Genomic DNA, 19,366 nt, shown 5'->3' on the forward strand with positions numbered 1-19,366 from the left:
GTTGACACCATTAATTGTTCAGGGATTGTTACAAAAAGTGAGAAGACGGCAGAATGATTTCTAAATTTTTTATTGAGCGGCCTATTTTGGCAAACGTTATTGCGCTACTCATAGTGCTGCTGGGATTGGTAGCAATTATTGCGCTGCCTGTATCTCAATATCCTGCTATTGTTCCCCCCACCATTCAGGTGACAACCACCTATCCTGGTGCAGATGCGAAAACACTAATCAAAACCGTCGCTTTGCCCATCGAGCAGCAAGTGAATGGGGTGGAAAACATGCTATATATGCAATCTACCAGCACGGACAGTGGGGCTTACACGCTTATTGTTACCTTTTCTATTGGTACGGATCTGAATTTTGCGCAAGTGCTGGTACAAAACCGGGTACAAGCAGCCATGGCGCAGTTACCTCAGTCAGTGCAAAAGCAAGGTGTGGTGGTCCAGCAGAAATCTACCGCGATTTTGCAATTTATTACACTAACGTCCAAAAATGGTGAATTCGATGGATTATTCCTTGATAACTATGCTGCAATTAATATGCAAGATGAGTTGGCGCGTTTGCCTGGCGTAGGGAATGTGCTTATTTTTGGAACAGGTACTTATGCAATGCGTGTCTGGTTGGACCCCAAAAAAATGTTGGCTTACTCACTTAATCCAAGTGATGTTCTGCAAGCCATTAGCCATCAAAACCAAGAGGTTTCTTCTGGGCAAATTGCAGCACCACCTGCAGTAGGAAAACAGCCTTATCAATTTACGGTGAATGTGCCGGGGCAACTTGCTGATGTCAGTGAGTTTGAAAACATCATTGTGAAAACAGTAGCCCAAAAACCAAATCAAAATGCGAATGCAAGTACTAGTGCGCAAATTGTACGCATCCGTGATGTTGGGCGTGTTGAATTAGGTTCGAATAGCTATGCCCAGCTTGCAAAACTGAATAACAAGCCGACTGCGGCAATCGGCATTTATCAACTTCCAGGTGCCAACGCACTGCAAGTAGCAGATGAAGTGCGTAAAGCCGTGGCAAAAATGGCAAAAAAATTCCCTCCAGGGATGGAGTATACGATTCCATTTGATACCACGATTTTCGTAAAAGCTTCCGTTGACGAGGTGTATAAAACTCTGTTTGAAGCAGGTATTTTGGTGTTAATTGTGATTTTGCTGTTCTTACAAAACGCGCGTGCTACCTTAGTACCCACCACCACTGTACCGGTGACCATCATTGGTGCATTCTTTGCTATGTTTGCACTCCATTATTCCATCAACTTATTAACCTTATTTGCACTTGTTTTAGCAATCGGAATCGTGGTGGATGACGCGATTGTAATTGTTGAAGGGGTAACCCAGCATATTGAGCGTGGTACCACGCCCAAGCAATCAGCAATTAATGCGATGGCCGAATTAATAGGGCCTATTATTGGAATTACGCTGGTATTAATGGCGGTATTTGTTCCTGCAGGGTTTATGCCAGGATTAACTGGAGCGATGTATGCCCAGTTTGCATTGGTTATTGCAGCTACTGCGTTTATCAGTGCGATTAACGCCATGACCTTGAAACCCACCCAGTGTGCTATGTGGCTTAGACCAATTGATACGAAGAAAGAGAAAAACTTCATTTTTCGTTTGTTTGATAAGTATTATTACCCTATAGAAAATAACTACATTAGCTTCATAGACCGGCTTGTTCATAGAAATAAAACAGTATGTCTCATTGGTATTTTACTCGTAGTCTTGGCGATTATTGGTCTTAGTCGTATTCCTACGGGGTTTATTCCAATTGAAGACCAGGGCTATGCGATGTTGAACGTCCAATTACCCGATGGGTCCAGTTTAGGGCGAACCGAAGCACTGTTACATGATTTAAGCGACCAGGTCGCGAAAATTGGCGGCATAGAGAATGTCATTACCATTGATGGGATCTCCCTTTTGGATAATAGTGCGCCCCTTGCCAATGGGGGTGTCCTTTATGTGATGTTTAAAGATTGGAGTGTACGAGGTAAAGGCGAGGATTTGCTTTCCTTGTACAATAAGCTGAATGAGATTGCTGGAAAAACCTTGGGTGCGAAAGTCTTGGTGATGATCCCGCCGCCGATTCAAGGCCTAGGTACTTCAGGCGGTTTCCAAATGCAACTTGAACTGCAAGATGGATCATTTGATTATCGCAAACTACAAAGCGCGACGGACCAGTTGATTTACTATGCAAGCCAGCAACCTGAATTGCAACGATTGATGTCTTCATTTCGTGCATCAGCACCGCAGCTTGCTGCACCCATCAATCGGGTCAAAGCAGAAGCTTTGGGCGTTACGGTGGGTGATGCAACCGAAACATTGCAAACCTACCTTGGCTCCTCTTACGTGAACCTTTTTTCAAAATTCGGACAGGTATTTCAGGTTTATGTCCAAGCGGATGCAGACTCTCGGATGACGGTTGGCGATGTACGTAATTTCTATGTGAGGAATCAATCGGGTGAAATGGTGCCATTGGGAACACTGACTGATATGTCACCTACCGTAGGCCCACCCATTATTTCTCTTTATAATTTATATCCTTCCAGCAATATTTATGGAATGGCAGCGAAAGGTTATAGCTCTGGTCAAGCCATGCAAGCGATGGAGCGCGTCGCTAAAGAAGTGTTGCCAGCAGGGATATCTTATGAATGGACGAGTACTGCCTATCAGGAAAAAATTGCCGGAAATATGAGTTATTATATTTTTATCCTGTCACTCGTTTTGGTGTATATGATTTTGGCAGGCCAATATGAAAACTGGATTGCGCCTGCAGCAATTCTGTTAAGCGTGCCTTTAGCTTTAATTGGAACGGTGTTGGCTTTATCCGCTCTGGGTCTTTCCAATAATATGTATACCCAAATCGGGATATTACTGCTGATTGCATTGGCTGCGAAGAATGCTATTTTGATTGTTGAGGTAGCACGAGAGGAACACGAGCTTCATGGCAAATCCGTTATGGAAGCCGCTGTAATTGGTGCTAAAACACGTTTTCGCCCTATTTTGATGACTTCGTTTGCATTTATTCTCGGCGTGATGCCTTTAGTATTCGCTACCGGTGCCGGTGCCAACGCACGACGCTCGATTGGTATTGCCGTGTGCAGTGGTATGTTGGCCTCAACATGCCTTGCGGTGGTCTTTGTGCCAGCATTTTTTGTCATGTTGATGACTTGGCAAGAAAAAAGAAAAGCAAAGAAGAATGCCAATACCACAAATTTGAAAGAAGCAGAGCTTTAGGTAGCCCCAAACGTCTTCAAAATGCCTCTTTATTAATTGTAGCCTGGGTGAAGGCGCAGCCGGAACCCGGGTTTTCAAGACCTGAACAAACTTCTTAACCCCGGGTTCCGCTACGCTGCACCCAGGCTACGACTACTCGACTTGAGGAAAAATTCCCGAATTTCATTGCTGCATCCCTGCGATTGCTAATTTCGTTGAAAAATTTTACCTACTATCAATAGATTAACCAATTTCTCTAGACGTAAGGTTTCCATAATATTTTATATGCTAAAATTTAAATAAGATAGTACAACCTGAGATCTAATTATGCTTACAGCAGAACAAATCAAAGCGCGCAAAGCCTATATGGGGTTGCTTATTCATGAAGCAAAAAAAATGGCTTTGGAACACCCTGAGAGGTTGCTTTTTGATCCTCAGGGACGCGTATTAATAGATGTTGCATTACCAGAAAAATTACCAAAAAAATTACCAGAAGGCATTGAATTACCAGAAGATTTTAAGTTACAAGAGGGTATTGAATTACCAGAAGATAAGACGACGGTTACTGGTCTTTTTCAAAAAGGTTATCCTGGACATAAAACTTTTAAACCTTCTAAGGTAACTACAGTTAGCCTTGATGTAACAACAGACCCTGATCTTGCAGCGCTAAAAACAACGTACAGGCAAAAGTACGAGCTGAGTGAAGAAAACTTGGCTGAATTATCAAGCATGCAAAGCAGTATTATCCCACTGCAACAAGAATATCATTTTCATTTGGCACTTGCTACACGTACCTATGCAAAAGTAATAGAGCAAAAATTTGATGGTTTAAAGTCTGAGCGGCAAATCAAGGATGCCCTCAAGCAGGAGCTTGCAAAGCATCCAGAATTCGACATAAAGGAGCTTAGAAAAAAGCTTAATTTGGAATATCAAGAGAAAAAAACTCAGGCAGAACATAAGCGGGGGGGAAAGCCATTCGATCGTAAAGAAGAAGAAGAATTCCGAAAAAAATTTCTCGATGCTGGCAATAATGAGACATATAAAGAGATTTTAGATAAATTGGAGAAAAAAGGGGCGTTTATAAAGGAATTTAGAGAACGATTTGAAAAGCAAATTGCTCAAGAAAAAGAAAAGTTGGAAAAACAAATGGCCCAAGCTCATCAAAAAGCAATGGCTCGGGTTCAGCCTTTAATTGAAGACGCGTTTAAAAAAGCGTTCGCGGATTCTAACGGTAATAATGTTAAACTTGTAAAAGCATTAGACAAAGCTCGTGAAAGTATTGCTGAAGAAGCACATAGTATCCTTATGGAAGAAGTTGTCAGAGCAACTGGTAAACGTGTTTCCAAGAAAGATCTCAGTAAAAAGGAAGTCGTGCATCTTGCTGAATCAACTACTGCAACTCCTAATGATATATTGCATACAGATGGCTCTTCAAAACTTGCTACATGGATTTCTGGTTCAGAAAATACCGCGCATGAACGAGGTATAGATACGCTTGCTGATAGGCAAATTGCGACTATCGCGCTAGGAAATGGTTATACACCCTCTCGCTTGCAAATCAGGACACCTTCTTTGGATGTGAAAAAAGGAATTGATAAAGCATCTGCCATTAATGATGTCAGTGTTAAGTTGACTTCTCTTGCTTCAAAATATGCAATAAAAGAGGTTATCACAGAGAAAAAAGTTTTTACAAACAAAGAGTTCAGGGCAAAAGTTAATCTCGAAGCAGCAGCTGACATAAAAGCACGTCTAGAAGCAGCTGGCATAAAAGTTAATCTAGAAGCAGCAGCTGGCATAAAAGCTCGTCTAGAAGAAGTAGCTGACATAAAAGCACGTCTAGAAGCAGCTGACATAAAAGCTTGTCTAGAAGAAGTAGCTGGCATACAAGTTAATCTAGAAAAAGCAGCTGAAATAAATAAAGATGTCTTCAATACCAAACCTTGGACAGGTAAAGCGTTTATCTATAATTTGCATACAGCGATTAATGATGGATTGGGTGATGCTGGAGGTAATAAACAATCTGCAGGGGCACGTATCATTTTGAGTGGAGCCCACTTGCATAACAAAGCTCAATTATACATGGAAGCAGGTGTGGCTAGGCCATTTTGTTTTGTGCAAAATATATCAGTAAACGGATTTGGTGATAGCTTAGGGTATGGCGGAAATGATTTAAGAACAGAAGCCACTTTAATGTCAGAAATGGCTATGTTGTACAATTTGGTTAGGGAAGATGATGTTGCAAAGGATCAAGTTCAAGAGGTATTTGCTAAGTATAATGCCTTCTTAATGGAAGCCGATGCCCATCCTCAGAAGGACCTATTCTTTTCTGCATCCAAGCAAGGAAAAGATGCCATTGAATTGATCAAAGGAATTAAAATCGCATGGAAGGATCGAGTAGCAGAAGAAGTAGACCAAAGCAATCCTGTTGAAAGAGCAAAAGCAGCATTAAAAACAATGATGGCCAATGATTTACACCATCAACATGAATACAGCAAGCTGATACAAGCATTATCTATCTTTATCGAAGAAGCCTCTATTAGCGGATGTAAAAGTGGAAATGAACGTGCGCAAGCAATTAATGGCCGTGTTGCCATCTTGGATCATGAAGCAGGTCAGCCTGACAGTGAAATTTTTAAGGCTATTGACTCAATTGTTAATGGGGGAGCAGATCACGTATTAGAGCACGCTGCAAGCTTAAAACAACAACTGGATAAACAATATGATCAAAGATTGCAATCTGGTGTTTCGCTGGTTAGTGATGTGGATCAAGGAGCATCTGCCAAAGTAAATGCCCCCAAAAAAATGTCTTGGAAACATCCTTGGGACTCATTTAAGGCTCTCTTTACTAATAAGAGTAGGAATATCGCAGAGGAATCTTCACTTCAATACTTAAGCCAAGGTAAAGCAGGTAATATGCAGGCGCATAAAGGTTTAACCGAATACATGGCTGACTCTTGGGGAGCCAAGGGATTGGGCAAATTTCTTGGAGGATGGGGTATTGCCGCTTGTGTGCTTACAGTTGGAGTAGGGTTGCTTTTGAGTCTTCCTTTCTATGGCTATTCCACTTATCAAAGTAACAAAAAAATAGAAGCAAAAATAAGTGAGGCTATGGACGAATTTCAGACGAATAATAAAGATGATGGGGTTATGGCGGAGAGCTGGGAGAAAATGAATGGGAAGATGCCTCGTATTGAGGGGGCAGATCATAGTCCAGCGCCTCGCCAGCTTGAGAACGGACATGGTGTTACGCAAGATGTTACAGTTAAAAAACAGGCAACTCTGGAAGGTGGTACAGAGTCAACACCGGTAGTTCAAACAACTGACCTTACAATTTAGTAATTGTAATAATAGTTGTATCCTGGGTGAGGGCGAAGCCGTAACTCAGTATGAATTGTAGCCTGGGTGGAGCGTAGCGAAACCCGGGTTACGGCTTTCGCCTTCACCCAGGCTACGATTAAATAAATCTGGGCGAAGGGGGATAGTTAATCATTAACTTGTCCAGTAAAAAATTCACTTTCATCCAAACTACAAAGACCTCTAATTTGTTTTTTTATTTCCTCAGATAATCGCGCTAATGGCAAGGTACTCAATGCTGCACTTTGATACAAACGCCTTATCTCTGGATTCTCTATGGCCTGCAAATGCAGGGCAAGGGTTTGAACATCTCCTCTTGCCAAAGGGCCGGTGAGTGATTCGGCAATCTTTTCGGTTTGCAATAAATTATTTAAATTCCCTTGCATTAAATTGACCATCATTTTTCGGCTTTGCTGGGGGTTAATTCCTGCATGCTGGAATAATTCTTCACTGCAGGCTGCCAAGGTAATTAAATAATTTGATGCCATGCATGCTGCGGCATGATAGGCATTTTTTGCTGCAGGTTCGATCGCGATGAGATTAGCACCCAACTGGGTAAAAGCCTGTTGTAACCAGTCACAGACCTCTGCATCGCCTTCCAAAACACAATCGACATGCTGAAATGCAGAAGCATCGAGGTAGTTTGTTTTAAACGCCTTAAGCGGATGAAAACTTGCAACGAAACAACCTTGTTTCTTTAATGGCTTCAGCAAATCAGAATTCAGCACCCCACTGCAATGAATCACAAAAGATTTTGGTTTTAAAACATCATATCGCATCAGCGTTTCTACAACATCGGTAATGGCATCATCATTACAGCAGATCCAAGTGACTTCCGCTGCAGGTAAATGCTCGATTTTATCGATTGGCTGTCCGAAACCAAGCTCTTGGCAGACCTTTTGTGTGCTCTCTAAACTGCGATTACAAATAGCAAATGATGTGATGAGTTGGGTCTGGGATAAAGCCAAGGCTATATTTTTACCCAATCGACCTGCGCCTATGATGTTGCATTTCATATTTTTTTCTTGCTTAAAATACAGTTTTGAATTCCTGGGTTCCGCTTCGCTTCACCCAGGCTACAATTTCTTTTTAACGTACCAGGGGCGGCTCCCCTTCTGGATACCAAAACAGGCCACAGAAACGCGGTCAGTGACCTCTATTTGAACTATGAAGATGCTAATAACCTAATTTTAAGGTATTAAAAATGCAATTTTTGCAAAAATACATCACCATTCGTTGAATTATTGGTTATAATACTCTCAATTTGCCATGTTGAGAAATGAATTATGCCTTATTTGGTACAGGGAAATGCACAACAAATTTTCCATGCATTTGGACAGGGCTGGGCGATTGCAGAAAAAAAAGATGACACAAACATAATTTATAGGGATGTTCCCGCTGTTAATTTTCTGGGTACAGTTCAGCAAGCAATAAGACACTTTAAGATTTGGTACACAAAATCTCTAGGCAAATATTATTTGCAGGGAAATATGACTGCAGGTAATTTGGCATTTTTGTTTGGGCCTGATCCGCTAAAGAAAAATGGAGAAAGTTCAGAAACTTGCCATGCGAATCTTGTTCGTCAGAATTTTTCCTACATTAATGATGCAGGGGAGAGTTGTGGGCTTCTGGTGATGTATCGAAAGGATGACCCCAAACAATGGGTCATGGCCTTAGGAAAAAATGGCCATGCAGCACCACAAGATAGAGCGCTTTATTGTTTATCAAGTTTTGATTTAAACCCATTTATTAAAGACCGTAATTCTGGAGTAGCTGTTTCCTCTGTACCCTCTTTAGACCCCCTACTACAGCAGATTGGTTCTGCTTTGCCGGGCATGTTATTACAAAATGCAGTCAATGGGGATAACGCAATTAATTTGCGTTTTCAACGTATTGCGCTGTTGATGCGAAAACTACACGTAGTGCAGGACACAGTAACGTTGCGTGCGCCTATTCCATTTTTCGAGCTTAATTTACCCGCCTTATTCGCAGATAATCCAGCACTGGATAGGATTCTTCAATATAAAATACAAGACGAACTTTCTTTTTCTGCTAACGTACTTAAGGATCTATTGTCTGAACCCAGTCAGTTACGTAAGGAAATTGAGGCGCTTCACTTAACTGCGGATGAACGCGTTAACAAGAGTTTATTGAAAGTCCTCATCGTATTTTATGAAAAAGGACTGCTGGAGCAGAATCGGAATTTACTCACTAATTTGGAGCTGATCAAAAAATTCAGCGCTTATATGTGGGATGAGACTCAAATTAAGTTAATCCCATTCTTAATGCAGCAAAATTATTCTGAAGAAGAAATCCGCCGTATTTTATCGAATGCTGCTTATTATCAGGCTTTAAACAAACTCATCGACTTAGAGCCAGCGCTTGCTATAGAGGCCAAAGAATTTTTTAATGATCCTACAAAACTTGAAGAGTTAGATCTTATTCATTCTTTTCCTGATGAGGACTGTAAGAAACTTTGTTTGATTTTTTGGGTCAAAGGATCTTTATCTGAGGATGGGTACCAGCAAATCTTTGCCGCAGCAAAGGACTATCCTTTAATGGCTTCGAGTTTAGTAGCTTTAGATCAAACGAAAACTATTGATATTGAAAAACTAGAGCAACATGCTTTAACCCCTCACCTACATTTAAAGGACTCAATTAGACATCATTTTGCTAAAGAACTCCAAGAAATTACTAATCTTGAATCGAGTTTATATAAATTAAGCTCTCAAGAACTAGAAGCTGCAAACGCAGCACTGTGGCTATTAAAAGGGTCGGATGGAATTACTCCTCAAGAATATGAGCTGGTATTAGGGAAAGATTATAAAGGACAAGCTTTGCGCCTACTTTTGCCGCAATTGGCGAATATACCGGATGAAGCTCATAGAAAGACATTGATAAAAGTTCTTTATGCTGGTGTAATACATGGGATACAAACTCAAGGTAATCAAGTACAGGCAATCGAAGATCCACTGCAGTTGGCGTTAGCAGAGCGTTTACGCGAGCGTTTTATTTGCGTCACGTTAATGCAGAATTTAAGTATTAATGCAGAAATGGTTGGGTTGGCGGCACAAGAGAGTGAAGAAGCAGAACGTTTCCGACAGGTTATCTTGCGCGTTGAGGCTCAATGCAAAGTAATTTCTACGCGCTTGGCCGGATCCGAGTCTTATAAAAAAATGCAAGGCAAATGGGAAAAGGCGCAGGCAGGATATAGAAAAAATTTGTACTCGATTGCTTATGATGCACTTATGGATCCCGATATTGATGTCCGTGATCGATTAAAGACCGCTGAAAAAGGCATTCTTAATATTGTCGACCCTCAAACGAATCCGGAATATAAAAGTATAGTTGACGCCTTAATTGTTCTTGCTAATATAGTTATCACTGCTATTACCGTTTTTGGAGCTAATGCAATTAAATATAAACTCACTAGAAATCTCTGGTTTTTCAATCAAACGACTTCAGGAGAAGAAATACGCGCGTTGGATAAGGACGTGCTGGCACTTATAGAACCAGAACAAACGGATGAAAATGATATTTGGTCAATCCTATCATGTTCTCAAATGAGTTAAATCCAATGTAGCTAATAACGCTACAGCCTTAGCCCTGGAACTAATCTCCCTCCTGGGCTGGGCATTTCGTCCACAGTTGAACTACAATTTACTTGATGCTCTATTCCTAAAAAAGCAAAGTGACATGGCACACAGAGATTTTTTGTGCTGATATGATTCACGTCATATTTTACTGTTTAGTTTCCTAGTTATCTGTTTGAAAATTATTCTTGAACTTATTGAATATTTCTGCCTAATATGAACTATTCTAAAAGGACGACTGTGATTTAATGGACTAAAATATGGGAATACCAAAAAAAGCACTTTGGCATAGTCAACTCACTTATTCAGAAAAAACTGCGATTTCGGATAGCTCTCATCAAACTTTTAAAGTTACCTTTGAAGAAGATGGTGTTATCAAGAAAGCTTTTTTTAAAAAATTAGAACCTAAAAATCATTATCCTGAATTATTAGCCAAAATTAGCGTAGCAACTTCATCCTTCAAAAGGGCATTCCAAGGAAAAAGATCTGCTGAGGAGCGCTTGGTATTTGGGACGTATGATCTCGAACTAATGTCAGATAGCAATGAAACCGTAAAAGACAACACACTTCACATTGCATTAGATAAAGACTCAATCAAATACATTGTTAAGACTCCTGAAGGTCTAATCAAAAAAGATACAATTGCTCTAAAGGATATACCAAACTTTAATCGGGAACAGCCTTTAAGTGAACAGCTGCAAACGATAAAAAGTAATATCCTGGAAATCACTTCAAAAAGAGGTCACACCGAAGACAAAATAATTGGTACGCTTTCTATTGGTGTTGAGGATTTTAAACCTTTTCACTTTGCCAGCCAGGGCGTTCCTGTCAATAGTACTTTAAAGGAACAAGTTGCTCCTAGTGTTAAAACACTAATTGAAAAAAACATTATGGAGCTTTTGATAGGCCGATGGTTTCTTGACGATGATGATGCTCATCCGCATAACCTAAGTTTGGCCGGTGATATCGATTTTGATATGTTCTTTTATTGGTTCATCATTTATATGAAAGAACCTAGAGCGGTGATTGGCGTTCCTAAAAACCATGTTAATCTCACTGTTCGTGATTATGAGGCTTTTCCTAATGTCCAGGAGTCCATGCCTTATCATTGGCCGCCTTACCAACATCCAGGACAAGTTACTATTCCAGTAATATTACCCGGAGTACAAGAGCAAGCACTTAAAAAATTACCTAAAGCCTATGCAGATCCCGTAGAGTTCGCGCGCTTGGCTCAGAATTCTCTTGCGCAAGAACAAAAACTGGCTGCTGTTTTAAAAGCCCTATTAACATTTCAACCCGAACTGCAACGTAAACGTTTAACCGAGCTTTTTGGTGATTTGCCTTTAAATTACACCTCTTTAGATGAAACGGATCCCAGCTTACGAGCAAAATATGAAGAGTTGTTTCCTGATTTTTGTAACGCAGAGACGAACAAAAAATCATTTGTTGATTTTATGATGGCTTTATATCAAGAGCATTACGATAATTTATATCGGGTTGCCATCTTTTATATGGGATGTCTCGATAATGGTTATGGGGCATCGCTGCTACCTACTTATCAATCCCTTTATCAAAAACCTTCTTTTTATCGGAATATAGAAGAATGGATCAAAAAAGAAAATGAAACAACCTATGCAAAGGAAGAGGGTCTTCGATATGATCCTAGCGAACTGCAAAAACGATATCACATGGTTTGGCGTGATGCGTTTGCACCAACAATAAAAGAGTTGATTTACAGTTCATACCGACTAACAAACTCATTACTTAAAGAGACGACCAATCCTCCTCATGTACAAATTTCCAACCTAGTAAGTAAAAAGGCGACAGATGAGACCTTAACCAGCGCCTTGGAGTTATTTGGAAACCTCCCTCTACTCGATGCTGATGCAATTGCAGCAAAGATTAGTGTTGATAAAGACAGTAAATTGCGCGATGCAACAAAGTCATTGGTTGCTTTTGTCAATGAGTTCCGAACGATAATTAATACCTATTATGCAAAGAAACGTGAGGATCTCACTGAAAAAGATAACCTTGAATTTTCAGATAAACTTGGCTCACTGTATAAAACACATAATCTAACAATTTGCCAAGCCTTGGCAAATACAACAACTCATGCCGCTGAATTCAATAATATAGCCGAAAGCCTTAAGTTAATTGCAGAGCAGGTCAATTTCCAGTTGCATTTGACAAAGACAGACGAGCTCATGGAAAAAGCCGTACTTGCAGTGAAAAGAGACGTGTTACCTTTTACGCATGAAGATGTGAAAAATCAATATTATGATTCGTTGTTTGTTTGGGCAAAATCCATTAAACCTGAAGAATTGGAACGTTATATCATAGAAATTATTGATAAAAAATATGCTCCTTTTATCAGTGCGCTTTCATTTCGCACCAGAGTTGAACCCGTTAAAGAATATTTAAAAGTGAGCGTGAATGAGAGTGGTGATAATCGTCTGGCTTATATTTTAAGTTCAGGCCCAAAGCAAGATGGGGAATTGAATATGTTGCTTATCAAGGGCCTTACTATCCATATGCTACAAACGCACCCTATACCCAGTATTGATCTGGCCATAAGAGATAAAAGTTTCGAAAAAGGCATTGCAGATTTTACTCGTGATGTGGTGTTCTTTGCTAAAAAAGACAAACGATTTACTCATCCTTATAGTGATGGAGGTATTTCTATGTTGTATAAGACTATGTATGAGTGGGTGGATAGCCTAACGGAACGGTCATTTAATAGCTTAGTTGAATCTTCATTAAAAAAATATGAAAAGGAATCATGGGGCGCTTCTCTTTGGGGTTCCTCCAGGAGACAGGAAGTTGAAGGTTATTTAAAAGGAAATTGTAACTCGAAAGCACTTGCCCTGATCTTTATGAATGGACCAGATTCCTCGGGGTTAAGCGACTGCTTATTTACCAAAATAATAGAAACGATTAAAAAAGAAACTACTAAGTATCCAGCGATGTTACAAGAGCAAAAATATCAATTAATCGCACAATTTAACTTGGAAGAGCATAAAAGATTTTATCTTAATGATGTGAAATATCATTATGAAACAATTTCTGCATCACATCGTCAACTGCTCATCGAAGGTTGTACTTATTAAGCATGTGGCTCTTTGACAATTCATATTTCTACGTCTTGCGACTTGTTTGCGGGATCCAGGTTCGTGAACGTATATGGGCGATTGAGACGAGGACATTCAAACCTTAAATAAACTACTTGTACTTTCAATGTTCCCAACTATGTTTGTGAGCATTGGAAGTATAGGTTATGATCCTTTTTTTCTAAAACGTTGCAAGAGCTTTATATGTCTTTTGATTTAATAAAAACTTTGCCTCAATATTTAACTCCTAAGCATGGATTGACAACTCTAGCGGGATGTGTGGCTGAAGTGAAACATGACAAGGTAAAAAATTACATCATTCAACGATTTATAAGTAAATACCAGGTCAATATGAGTGAGGCGTTGATTGAAGATCCTACTGCATACGCTTGTTTTAATGACTTTTTTATTCGTTATTTAAAACCAGAATGTAGACCATTGGCTCGAGCGGACATTATTTCACCGGTAGATGGGTGTGTTAGTGAAATAGGCTCTATAGAGCAAGGCCAATTAATTCAGGCAAAAGGTCATTATTACTCAGTAGAAGATCTTTTAATGTGTGGTAAAGATCGAGCAGCGCAATTTGTTAACGGACGTTTTGCTACTTTGTATTTATCGCCCAAAGATTATCATCGTGTTCATATGCCGATGGATGCCAAACTCATATCAATGAACTATATGCCTGGTGCATTATTTTCCGTCCAACCTTCGACTGTTCGTGTAGTACCCCGGCTATTTGCACGTAATGAACGATTGGCTGTCTTTTTTTCCACTAAAATAGGCCCTATGGTGATGGTGATGGTTGGTGCAACTATAGTTGGAGCGATAGGAACCAGTTGGCATGGGGATATCAAGCGCAGCAAAACACACATTGATTTTGAATACAGACAAGAAGAGCAGAAGCAAATGGCTAAAGGCGATGAAATGGGCTACTTTAAATTGGGCTCAACGGTTATTTTGCTGTTTGCAAACGGTGCTCAAATGAATTGGAGTAATGATTTAAAAGCAGGGAGTACAATCCGTTTTGGTCAGGCGTTAGGGGATATAACATCCAAATAAAATGAATTGTAGCCTGGGTGAAGCGCAGCGGAACCCGGGATTAAGAAATTTATTCGTGGCCAGAAAACCCGGGTTCCGCTGCGCTGCACCCAGGCTACATCTCCTATAAATTCCCCTTAATTCAACTCAAATGCTGTTCCTAAATTTTTATTTACCGCATTTTCATAAACAACTGAAGCGACACTTACATCCTGGATAGAAAGCCCCACTGATTTGAACACCGTGATTTGATTTTTGTAATCGATATTTTTATGTATTAACCAATTACCTATCTCGATGATATCTTCTTGTTTTAACTGATTTTGTTGGACTGCACTGATAATTTCACCAGCCTCAGCCATGACAGCACTTAATTGATCAACGATCACAATGCTATGTTTTAACACCTCATTATCGATTTCTTTCATCTGGGCGGTGTGGGAGCCTATGGCATTAATATGTACATGAGGTTGTATGTCGTGTAAATGAATTAAGGGTTCGGTGCTGGCCGTGGCGGTACAGATGATGTCTGCATCTTTAACCGCGGAGGGAATATGATCATAAACATTAATTGTGTATTGGTTTGAGAATTTTGTCGCGAATTGCTCTGCCTTTTTAATATTTCTTGACCATACGGACACCTGTTTGATATCACGCACAGTGGCTACAGCTTGAAGCTGTGTTTCTGCTTGAATACCTGAACCAATGATCGCTACATGATGAGCATGCTCTGTTGCAAAATATTGGGTTGCCAATCCCGAAACGGCCCCAGTTCTTAATGCAGTCAGATACCCTGCATCCATTAATGCCTTGGGTTCACCCGTGCTGGCATCAAGTAACATAATAAAACCAGTAATTGTGGGTTTATTTCGTGTGCTATTTTTGGGAAAAATGGAAGCTACTTTCAAACCTAACGCTTTGTCTTGAGCCAGATATGCAGGCATTGTTAAAGTAAGCGCCTCTTCTTCCTCAATAGTAATCCCTGTTCTTAAAGGTAATTTAACCTGTTGTTTGGCTAATTGAATAAATGCATTTTCCATTGCCCTAATTGCCTGGCTCATAGTAATACTTTGTTTTACTTCATCCAGGGATAACAATCTAAGACTCATAATAATCTTAACCTCCAAATTCTTTAGTTAAAGCTGAAAATAACGTTGGGTATTCGAAATCAAATTGATATTCTAACAGGCGTTGGGGTGTCACAGTTTGTCCTGACAATAATAATTCTTCGCCCATTTGGCCGAATAAAAGCGTTACAACCCAGGCAGGCATCTGCAGAAATGCAGGTTTGTTGAGTACCTGCGCAAATGTTTTGGTAAACGTTTTTTGCGTGACACACTCTGGTGCTACCAAATTCACCGGACCGGTAATTTCTGGATGGGCAATTAAAAACATGATTGCTTTAACCAGATCGGCGCTATCAATCCATGCTAAAGGTTGTTCTCCAGAACCAACCACCGCTCCAATCCCATATTTTGTGGGTAATTCCAGTTTTTTTAGCATCCCATCGCCGCGCTTTAAAACCACGCCAAAACGCATTAGGGTAACCGGCATACCCATTTCAAAACCTCTTTTTGCGGTTTGTTCCCACTGAGTAACAAGCTGAGTCGAGAAACTGGTATCAGGAGAATCAATAGGAGGGGTGGTTTCAGTAAAGGTTAGATTATCTTGTGCTCGTATTTTCTGTAATCCATAAATGCCAACAGCACTTGCATTATACAAGTGAGGTTTTTTCTCTTCGGCTTTGAGTCCCCAAAGCACTAATTGACTGGTTGTTTCAATGCGACTTGAAAGTAACCTTTCTTTTGTTTCGGAGCTCCATCGATGGGCCGCAATATTTTCACCCGCTAGATTAATAATCACATCAAATTCATTCGGATTTAATGCATTAAGTTCATCCCAGGAAATCGCATGTACCTTATTTGCAAAAATCTGTTTAATTTTTTCTTCATCACGTCCAATTACATAAATATTATGTCCAGACTCCAGTAATTCAGGTACTAAAGTTTGACCAACTAATCCTGTCCCACCTCCAATAATAATTTTCATGAGAACCTCCTTTAAGCGTCGGTCTATAACAAATTAATTTATAACACATAATAGTAAAAATTAGAGTAGCAACTGTCCTGAAAGTTTTTTTCAAGACAGTTGCTACATTCATTAGAAGGTTCAATAGTTTTTTCTGGATTGTGATTAAGAGAGCGCGTCATGAGAGCTATCTTGAAATTGCTCTAAAGTCTCTACTGTATATGGATTTAAAATCTTTCAATGGTACCGAGAAGAGGACTCGAACCTCTTTGTAATGCATTGATTTAATTAGTTTAAAATAACCTGGACTCGAAATTTACCCAAGATCTTACCCAACCTTATATATGATAGATGATTTGAATAAATAAGAAAACATAAGGATAGATGCGAATTGAAAAGAATTTAAGTTATTCTGTTGGTAATGCATCTTGAGCAAGTGTTTTAACTAATTCATAAGGTTCTTTATATGCACATTTATCATTCATTACTATTGAAAATTGAGAAAGAAGCACCTCGAATGGTTCGGGGTGAAGTTTTTTTTCCATGGGGGTACAACATAAGCCAAGATATGTGGGAAAAATCCTATCTAATCTAATTATTGATCCAGGTTCATCTGGATTTTTAGGGTCAGGTAAACAAAAAAAATGTGGGTACTGTAACGCGCGAATGCGTGCTACTAAAATTGGCCCAAAGGTCCCTGGGTTTAGCATGGAAGAAACACTGAAACATGGTGCTACTAAGTAGGTTGTTTTTCCTAAATTAGATGCAAGCTTTCTCTCGGTGCCTGAATTTATGGTATCAATATTACTTGTATGTATAGCCGATAAAATAACTACAGGTCGCTTTTTTCCTTTTGTGAGTATTATTTCTTCTGTATCTCCAAGATTTAGCCTTTTTATGGGCAGTCGTTGACGACTTTTAAAATGAGTCTTATTAATTTGTGTAATTTCAAAATTCGTAATGCTATGTTCATCTGGAGTAGCCCGTTCAACCTCCAGTATTCTCGTCACTTCATCTGTATCAGGGGTTGGTACCCAATAAATACTCCCTAGTTGTGGCTTACTATTTGATGGTGTATCTTCTAGAAATGTATCAAATACTTGCAATATACCCATAATCAATCCACTGATTTGAAATTAGTCGTTTAATTTTGCTTTTCCTCGCAGTCCAGTAGGAAGAGGCTCTTCATTTAATGCTTTTAATCCTGAATAATAAATATCATCATATTGCCCATGAATTATTTCACTTTTTTGTGTTCGAATTTCTATAAGTTCACGTAGTTTATTTCTGGTTTTTTTTATAGCGTTGGAGGGAATTTTTTTCATCTGTACAGTTCGGTAATCTGCTGGATTCTTTTTAATGCAATCTGAAAAATTTAAAATTTCTCCTGGTTTGGCATTGTGCATGGGATCGGTTTTAAAATAGACATAATCCAATAGCTTTGTTAGGTTTTGTCCATATCGTTTCATGTCACTTTGTATTTTCAAACGCACTGAACCAGGTATTCCAAGCTCAATTAGACTAGGAGGCCTCTGATAATCTGCAATATTATAAAGCACAAAATCTTTGTCATTTTCTAATGAAGAGGCTGAGCTTGTTTCTACTATTTTTTTAGTTAAAGTTAATGCTTCTATGTCTTTAATTGCATTTACAGAGAAGGGGCCATAATGCAGAAATTGCCACACCCAATAAGATTGAGTTTTTCCTTGTTGCTCCTCTGCTACATATACATCTAATAGATAAAGGTATTTAACTAGAGCAGTTTTCAACAATGGAGCTATTCCACTGTTCTGTGCTTCTTGTATGATCGCTAATATTAATTGTTGATTATCCATATATAATGGGTCTTAAATAATTAATTTATATTATGTTTAATTATTATACATTATTGTAGTATACAATTTTGAATTTAATTAATCTCATCTGAAATAATGGGCAATTGTAATGTGCAACTAGCTTTAAATCAAAAAATAACAATCGTAATAATTGATACGTTAATAGTAAAATAGAATAACTCTTTCTTAATCAACTCTAGAATGGATATTAAAAAAAATAAAGTAGGAAGACCCACTAACTATACTGCTGCGCTTGCAAAAGAAATTTGTGATGTTATTGCATCGAACAGTATAGGGATAAAAAAATTATGCGCCGAGAATCCACACTGGCCAAATAAAGATACAATTTTTGCATGGCTGAAAAATAATTCCGAATTTTCCGACCAATACGCGCAAGCAAAACAATGCCAAGTTGAATTACTGGTTGAAGAAATATTAGAAATTGCTGATGATTCATCTCATGACGAGGTAGTGAATGAGCAGGGCAATATAATCTGTAATAGAGAATTTATAGCTCGCTCACGGTTGCGTATTGATACGCGTAAATGGTTGGCTTCAAAATTAGTACCTAAAATATATGGAGCTCGGTGCAAAGAGGAGCAGGCTCCAGTATCTTCTTATCTTGAAAAACTACTTGGATTGAATTAATCATTTTATCTAGTTTCGAAAATAAAAATTTAGTACGTTTTTTTGATCACCCATCTGTTCCAAATTAAAAATTGAATTTTTTGCCATAAACAATATATACCAAGGATTGTTTGGTAACGTTGATGATAATAAAAACAATAATAATGCCCCATAGCCAGAACTTCATAACTGATAACCAACTACCAAGTTCTTTAAATTCCCAATGCGTAGGATATGGTTCAGGAGATGGCGCTCGATATTTTTCAAATTCATCACTATGTTTACCACACATTTTTATTGCTTTTTTAGCGTCATAATCAGAAAAGCTTTTTTTTGAATCAAAATAAAGGTCTAAACTATGAAATGAATGTCTCGTTCCATCCGGGCAGGTCAAATAACTTTTTTTGGTATCAACCAATTGATATGGTTTTAAACACCACCCTATACAGAGAACCCCGATAAGTCCTACTGCTAAAAAAAAGATGTACAGAACTTTAACAAGTCTGTAGAACCATTTATTTTGTAAATCTAACTTTTGTGTTGTCATTTCATATTTCCAAGGG

At 39.0% G+C, this 19,366-nt stretch carries 12 protein-coding genes; 6 read left to right on the top strand and 6 right to left on the bottom strand.

Annotation, left to right across the window (positions count from 1 at the left end):
- The first annotated feature begins 53 nt into the window (after positions 1-53).
- Entirely contained in the window at positions 54-3,242 is a 3,189-nt protein-coding gene (locus Lstg_RS03610; protein WP_058476302.1) for an efflux RND transporter permease subunit, read from the top strand.
- Between the two features lie 306 nt (positions 3,243-3,548).
- Positions 3,549-6,557, top strand: a complete 3,009-nt coding sequence (locus Lstg_RS03615; protein WP_058476303.1) for a hypothetical protein — start codon at positions 3,549-3,551, stop codon at positions 6,555-6,557.
- A 146-nt stretch (positions 6,558-6,703) separates the two neighbouring features.
- On the opposite strand, the gene Lstg_RS03620 is transcribed toward Lstg_RS03615, so the two are convergent.
- The gene (locus Lstg_RS03620) at positions 6,704-7,615 is read right to left on the bottom strand and encodes a Rossmann-like and DUF2520 domain-containing protein (RefSeq protein WP_274519318.1); all 912 of its coding nucleotides are present in this window, start codon (positions 7,613-7,615) and stop codon (positions 6,704-6,706) included.
- 246 nt (positions 7,616-7,861) lie between these two features.
- Between Lstg_RS03620 and Lstg_RS03625 the strand changes: the two genes are divergently transcribed.
- The 3 genes from Lstg_RS03625 (at position 7,862) to asd (ending at position 14,334) form a co-directional block, all read left to right on the top strand.
- Positions 7,862-10,147, top strand: a complete 2,286-nt coding sequence (locus Lstg_RS03625) for a hypothetical protein (protein ID WP_058476305.1) — start codon at positions 7,862-7,864, stop codon at positions 10,145-10,147.
- A 281-nt stretch (positions 10,148-10,428) separates the two neighbouring features.
- Positions 10,429-13,275 (top strand): hypothetical protein, encoded by a 2,847-nt coding sequence (locus Lstg_RS03630; RefSeq protein ID WP_058476306.1) that lies wholly within the window; start codon positions 10,429-10,431, stop codon positions 13,273-13,275.
- A 204-nt stretch (positions 13,276-13,479) separates the two neighbouring features.
- A complete protein-coding gene (gene asd, locus Lstg_RS03635; RefSeq protein ID WP_058476307.1) occupies positions 13,480-14,334 on the top strand; it encodes an archaetidylserine decarboxylase in 855 nt (284 codons plus the stop codon).
- 116 nt (positions 14,335-14,450) lie between these two features.
- Here asd and Lstg_RS03640 read toward each other — a convergent pair whose 3' ends face one another.
- The 4 genes from Lstg_RS03640 to Lstg_RS03655 form a co-directional block, all read right to left on the bottom strand.
- Entirely contained in the window at positions 14,451-15,422 is a 972-nt protein-coding gene (locus tag Lstg_RS03640; protein WP_058476308.1) for an ornithine cyclodeaminase family protein, read from the bottom strand.
- 7 nt (positions 15,423-15,429) lie between these two features.
- On the bottom strand, positions 15,430-16,362 hold the full coding sequence (locus Lstg_RS03645; protein ID WP_058476309.1) for a TIGR01777 family oxidoreductase: 933 nt from the start codon (positions 16,360-16,362) through the stop codon (positions 15,430-15,432).
- Positions 16,363-16,748: 386 nt separating this feature from the next.
- Positions 16,749-17,456, bottom strand: a complete 708-nt coding sequence (locus Lstg_RS03650) for a hypothetical protein (RefSeq protein WP_058476310.1) — start codon at positions 17,454-17,456, stop codon at positions 16,749-16,751.
- A 21-nt stretch (positions 17,457-17,477) separates the two neighbouring features.
- Positions 17,478-18,176, bottom strand: coding sequence for a hypothetical protein (locus Lstg_RS03655; protein WP_058476311.1), 699 nt, complete (start codon positions 18,174-18,176; stop codon positions 17,478-17,480).
- A 201-nt stretch (positions 18,177-18,377) separates the two neighbouring features.
- On the opposite strand from Lstg_RS03655, the gene Lstg_RS03660 reads away from it, so the two are divergent.
- Entirely contained in the window at positions 18,378-18,824 is a 447-nt protein-coding gene (locus Lstg_RS03660) for a terminase small subunit-like protein (protein WP_058476312.1), read from the top strand.
- Positions 18,825-18,888: 64 nt separating this feature from the next.
- On the opposite strand, the gene Lstg_RS03665 is transcribed toward Lstg_RS03660, so the two are convergent.
- Positions 18,889-19,350 carry a hypothetical protein gene (locus Lstg_RS03665; RefSeq protein ID WP_058476313.1) on the bottom strand — a complete coding sequence of 154 codons (462 nt, stop codon included), beginning with the start codon at positions 19,348-19,350 and terminating at the stop codon, positions 18,889-18,891.
- Positions 19,351-19,366: the final 16 nt, after the last annotated feature.

Origin of the sequence: Legionella steigerwaltii, from assembly GCF_001468065.1 — a bacterium.
GTDB lineage: Bacteria > Pseudomonadota > Gammaproteobacteria > Legionellales > Legionellaceae > Legionella > Legionella steigerwaltii.